The organism is Pontimicrobium sp. MEBiC01747 (assembly GCF_053601635.1).
In genome coordinates, this window is the sequence record NZ_JBSHNS010000278.1 from 1 (window position 1) to 5,085 (window position 5,085).

Annotated in this window: 6 protein-coding genes; 5 read left to right on the forward strand and 1 reads right to left on the reverse strand. The window is 30.4% G+C overall.

Features of this window, described 5'->3' with window-relative positions:
• The 4 genes from ACVC2P_RS09140 to ACVC2P_RS09155 all read left to right on the forward strand — a co-directional run.
• Positions 1–159: DUF4159 domain-containing protein (locus ACVC2P_RS09140; protein ID WP_452598175.1), on the forward strand; the 159-nt coding region annotated here is incomplete at its 5' end.
• A gap of 213 nt (positions 160–372) precedes the next feature.
• Complete coding sequence (locus ACVC2P_RS09145) at positions 373–873, forward strand: TrmH family RNA methyltransferase (protein WP_452598170.1); 501 nt, start codon at positions 373–375, stop codon at positions 871–873.
• A 405-nt stretch (positions 874–1,278) separates the two neighbouring features.
• Entirely contained in the window at positions 1,279–2,367 is a 1,089-nt protein-coding gene (locus ACVC2P_RS09150; RefSeq protein ID WP_452598171.1) for an AI-2E family transporter, read from the forward strand.
• A gap of 11 nt (positions 2,368–2,378) precedes the next feature.
• Positions 2,379–3,563 carry a THUMP-like domain-containing protein gene (locus tag ACVC2P_RS09155; protein WP_452598172.1) on the forward strand — a complete coding sequence of 395 codons (1,185 nt, stop codon included), beginning with the start codon at positions 2,379–2,381 and terminating at the stop codon, positions 3,561–3,563.
• On the opposite strand, the gene ACVC2P_RS09160 is transcribed toward ACVC2P_RS09155, so the two are convergent.
• Positions 3,560–3,706 (reverse strand): hypothetical protein, encoded by a 147-nt coding sequence (locus ACVC2P_RS09160; RefSeq protein ID WP_452598173.1) that lies wholly within the window; start codon positions 3,704–3,706, stop codon positions 3,560–3,562. The two genes, ACVC2P_RS09155 and ACVC2P_RS09160, sit on opposite strands and share 4 nt — an antisense overlap.
• Before the next feature lie 207 nt (positions 3,707–3,913).
• Between ACVC2P_RS09160 and ACVC2P_RS09165 the strand changes: the two genes are divergently transcribed.
• On the forward strand, positions 3,914–5,085 hold a 1,172-nt coding region (locus ACVC2P_RS09165; RefSeq protein WP_452598174.1), incomplete at its 3' end, for a M43 family zinc metalloprotease.

Consider the following 5,085-nt stretch of genomic DNA (forward strand, 5'->3'; position numbering starts at 1 on the left):
GGTTTATTTCATAAAACCAGATTGGTATTATTATTTACTTTTGAAAGTGATTTAGGAGATGGTTGGGAAGACCCAGAAGTACATAATGATCCCGAAGAGGTAAGATTACGCTCTCTACAAATGGGTGCAAATATTGTAAAATATGCTTTCGAGAATTAAGTAATGAAACTGTTTAACTTTAAAAATAAAATCATAGCCTTTAGTTTAGCATTATTATTTCTTTTTGTATCGTTATCCAGTATTAATAAACATACTTACACTGTTGGTCTAAATAATTTTCATAAAGAGTCTTTTGGATGTATTATTACCTCCGACATGTTTCTTCATTCAAATTACAATTGTGGCAAACCTTTTCATCTACCATATTTTTAAATGCAATTAACCCACTACAACACCAAATTTACCAAACATACGTTTCCAATAACGTTAGTTTGCGAAAATGTAACGAATGCACCAAACATTGGAAGTCTATTTCGTATTGCTGATGCCTTCGGAATAGAAAAAATTATATTTTGCACTTCAGAAATTCCTATGGGTAGAAAAATGACAAAAACCTCTAGAGCTACCGAAAAAGTTGTAGATTTTGAAGTTAATGAAAATATTTCCCTAGTCATTAATCAATTAAAAACTAAAGGTTACAAAATTGTCTCTTTAGAAATTACAGATAATAGTACTCCAATCCATAACTGTCAATTTTCTAAAAAACAACCAATAGCACTTGTTATTGGCGATGAAAATTTTGGAGTTTCAGAACCTATTTTAGCACTTAGCGATACAATTATTCATATCGATATGTTTGGACAAAATAGTAGTATGAATGTTGTACAAGCAACAAATATTGCATTGTACGAAATAACAAAACAGTTACGATAGTAAGAATTCTGTTATACAAATTTTGAATCAAACTAAAATAGTAGCATTTCGGTTCAAATTTCTGATTAACGAGGAATTGTCTCGATAAGCTTTATAACCCAAATGGTTCTCGATACAAAATTCCTAAAAAAGGAATTTTACTCGAACTGACGACATGATTTTGATTTTATCCCAACATCAATTCGAGTAATTATAATACTTCGTCTACGCTCAGTACACGGTAAATGAGGTATTGTATCGAGAACAAATTTGTAACCAAAAATTCATATTTTCTATATAGGTTTTACGCCTTTTAATCGTAAAACGCACTCAAATTAACGAATTTCATCAAAATACTAAATCCATTTATTAAATAAATTCTAATCAGTAATTCGGAAATTTAACAGCAATATGTATATTTACTAAATGAATTCTAACACCATATCTAACGGCATATTAAAATCTATAGGGATTATACTAGGTGTGCTTATTCTTGTTTTCTTTTTATATAAAATACAAGCCATCATTGTTTACATCGCTATAGCAGGTGTAATATCACTTATTGGGCGTCCTATTGTTTTGTTTTTAAGACGTAAATTAAAGTTTAGCAATACACTATCGGTTATTGTTACTATGGTATTTTTAATAGGGCTTTTAGTAGGCTTAGTTATGCTTTTTATCCCTTTAATAGTAGAACAAGGACATAATTTATCGCTTTTAAATATAGACAGTTTACAAAGTAATATTGAAGGCCTTTACAAGGAAATAACAACCTATTTTAATATTAGTAGCGTAGATGTAGAACAATCTTTAAAAGACTCAAATCTACTCGGAAAAATAGATTACTCTGTAATACCAAACTTTTTAAACTCGATAGTTAGTGGTTTCGGAAGCTTTAGTATTGGTTTATTTTCTGTGTTATTTATTTCATTTTTCTTTTTAAAAGACAGCAAATTAATGGAAGATGGTATTATGACCATTATTCCAGATAATAAAGAAACACGTTCTAAAAAATCGTTTACTAAAATTAAAGATCTACTCTCAAGATATTTCGTAGGCTTAGTATTTCAAATACTAATACTATTTGTTATCTACACAGCGGTATTACTTATTTTTGGTATTAAAAACGCCGTAGTAATAGCCTTTTTATGTGCGCTCTTAAATCTAATTCCTTATGTTGGACCAATGGTAAGCGCCGTATTAATGCTAACTCTTACCATGACTAGTAATTTAGGAGCCAGCTTTAGCGAGGTTATTTTACCAAAAACCATTTATGTAATGATTGGGTTTGTAATCGCGCAATTGGTAGACAATTTCTTTAGTCAACCTGTAATATTTTCTAAAAGCGTTAAATCTCATCCATTAGAAATATTTTTAGTGATACTTATTGCTGGCGTTTTATTTGGTATTATTGGATTAGTAGTAGCAATCCCAGCATATACAGCTATAAAAGTTATTTTAAAAGAATTCTTATCTGAAAATAAAATAGTTAAGAAACTAACCAAAGGGCTTTAATACCACTTTTTTTGAATTATTCTATTTTAAATACAGAACATCAGGAATTTATAAATGCTAATTTAAATTCAGATATAGCTTCACTTCTATTAAAAGGCATACCTAATACTACTGTAGAAGCAAAAGCTATTATAGAACAAATTGAAGCAAAAAAACGTTGTAAAAAAAAACTTCCCACTTGGTTTAATACTAAGCAAATATATTACCCTAATAAGCTTAATATAGAACAAACCTCTTCAGAAATTACTGCTAAATTTAAAGCTAGTTTAATATCTGGTAATTCTATAATAGACTTAACAGGAGGCTTTGGGGTAGACTGCTATTATTTTTCAAAAGTGTTTAAAGATGTAGTGCACTGTGAAATTAATAATGAATTATCACAAAAAGTATCTCATAACTATAAGCAATTAGCTATTAATAATGTTAATTGTATTAATCAAGATGGTATTGAATACCTTTTAAAAAGCGAACAAAAGTTCGATTATATATATATAGATCCTTCACGTAGAAATGACGCTAAAGGCAAAGTTTTTTTATTAAATGATTGTTTACCAAATATACCAAAGCATCTAGATTTATTATTTAAACGCACAAAAACAATAGTAATTAAAACATCTCCTTTACTTGATGTTTCTATTGGAATTAACGAATTAAAATATGTAAAAACAATATACAGTGTTGCAGTAAATAATGAAGTAAAAGAATTATTATGGGTTTTAGATCGTGATTTTAATGGAGAAATAAATATACAAACCACTAACCTTTTAAAAACAACACAACAAACGTTTCAGTTTTATTTAAACGAAGAAGCAGAAACAGAAGCTAATTATAGTGAGCCACTAACCTATTTATACGAACCAAATGCTGCCATATTAAAAATGGGAGCTTTTAACAGTATTTCATCTCAATTAAACCTAAACAAGTTACAAAAACATTCGCATTTGTATACAAGCAATTCTTTAATAACGTTTCCAGGTAGGCGTTTTAAAATTGAAAAAATAATAGACTATAATAAGAAGCTGTTTAAAAAAGAAATGAATATTACTAAAGCTAATGTTACAACACGAAACTTTCCTGAAACTGTACAAACCATAAGAAAAAAATTAAAAATTAAAGACGGAGGAAATTATTACCTGTTTTTTACAACCTTAAACAATACTAAAAAAGTAACATTGTCCTGTAGTAAAATAGATTAGCTTTCGTTTGCTTTTTTTATAATTGCTTTTAAACGCTGCTCTCGCGTTGCTTTCTCATTACGAAGCTTATTCTTTTTTCTATTCATCAACTTAGTATGCTTCGCTTTATTTTTCGTGTTTTTTTCTTGTCCTCGCTTTGCCATTACATGCAAATTTATATAATTATTACATTTTTTTAATGGTTAATATCCTTTTACACATAAAACCTTTACTCACTTTGTAAAACAATTATACAACAGGCATTGTTAACTCTATAGAGTTTATAGGATATTATAAAGATTAATTTTTTCTTGCTTATAAAGCTATTTTAAGATATTTTTAACACTTAATTTAAAAAAATCCAACAAAAAATGAACTCTAAAATTACTTTAAAAAGTAATCCTTTACTTTTTACATTAGCATTTATACTATGCGTGTTTTCATCGTATTCACAAGAAAAATGTGGAATGGTCGATTACATGAAAGAAAAAATGAAAGACCCTCAATTTGCTAGACAATATAGAGCATCTCAAGCTAAATTTAAAGCTCAACTTGAAAAAAACCTTGCTAATAAAGCAACAGCAAGAAGAATGGATCCTATAATAATTCCTGTAGCGGTTCACTATCCAGAAGCACAAGAATCAGATCGTGCTTGTTTAGAAGCATTAGCTCAAAATCAAGTAGACATTTTAAATGCAGATTTTACAGGTACTAATGCAGACATCTCTAACTGGGCTGCTGCTTCATCTCACTATCCTGGAGTAAATACTGGTGCTGCTAATATTTTATTTTGTATTGCTACCATGAACCATCCATCTGGTACAGATCCAGATTTAGTAGAAGGTGGCCCTGCTGTAACTATTGGTTATAACTTTGGAGGAGGAACATCTACAGACCCTAACTGGGGAGGATATATGAATTTTTTAGTTAAAGATATTGGAGGCGGTCTATTAGGTTTCTCACCTCTTGGAGGAAGTATAGCTAATGGAAATTCTGTAACAATGAATTTAGGAGCATTTGGCTCTGGTGCTGGTTGCCCAAGTTCTGGAATAGTACCTGGTGCACCATACGATTTAGGAAGAACAGTAACGCATGAACTAGGTCACTTTTATAATTTAGAACACACCTTTTCAGGATCTTGCTCAACAGATGATGGTATTGCAGATACACCAAACCAAAATGCAAGTTCTGGAGGTTGCCCTACTTTAGGAGGATCGCCTGCTTGTGATTCAAGTGAACAAGTTCTGTTCCAAAGTTATATGGATTATACCAATGATGCTTGTATGTTTATGTTTAGTGCTGGACAAATTACAGTTGCAGAGGCCTATATTATGTCTATAGAGTCTCAATTTAAGCCTAATGTAGTTGTATGTTCTGCAGCACCAGATTTTACAATTGCAGCTACTAACAGTGCATCTAGTATTTGTTCTCCTGGAAATGAAGTTATCTATAACTTAACATATACAGCAACTGGAGGTAACACAGACCCTACAACATTTTCAGCAGCAGGACTTCCTGCAGGAGCAACTGCAACCTTTAACCC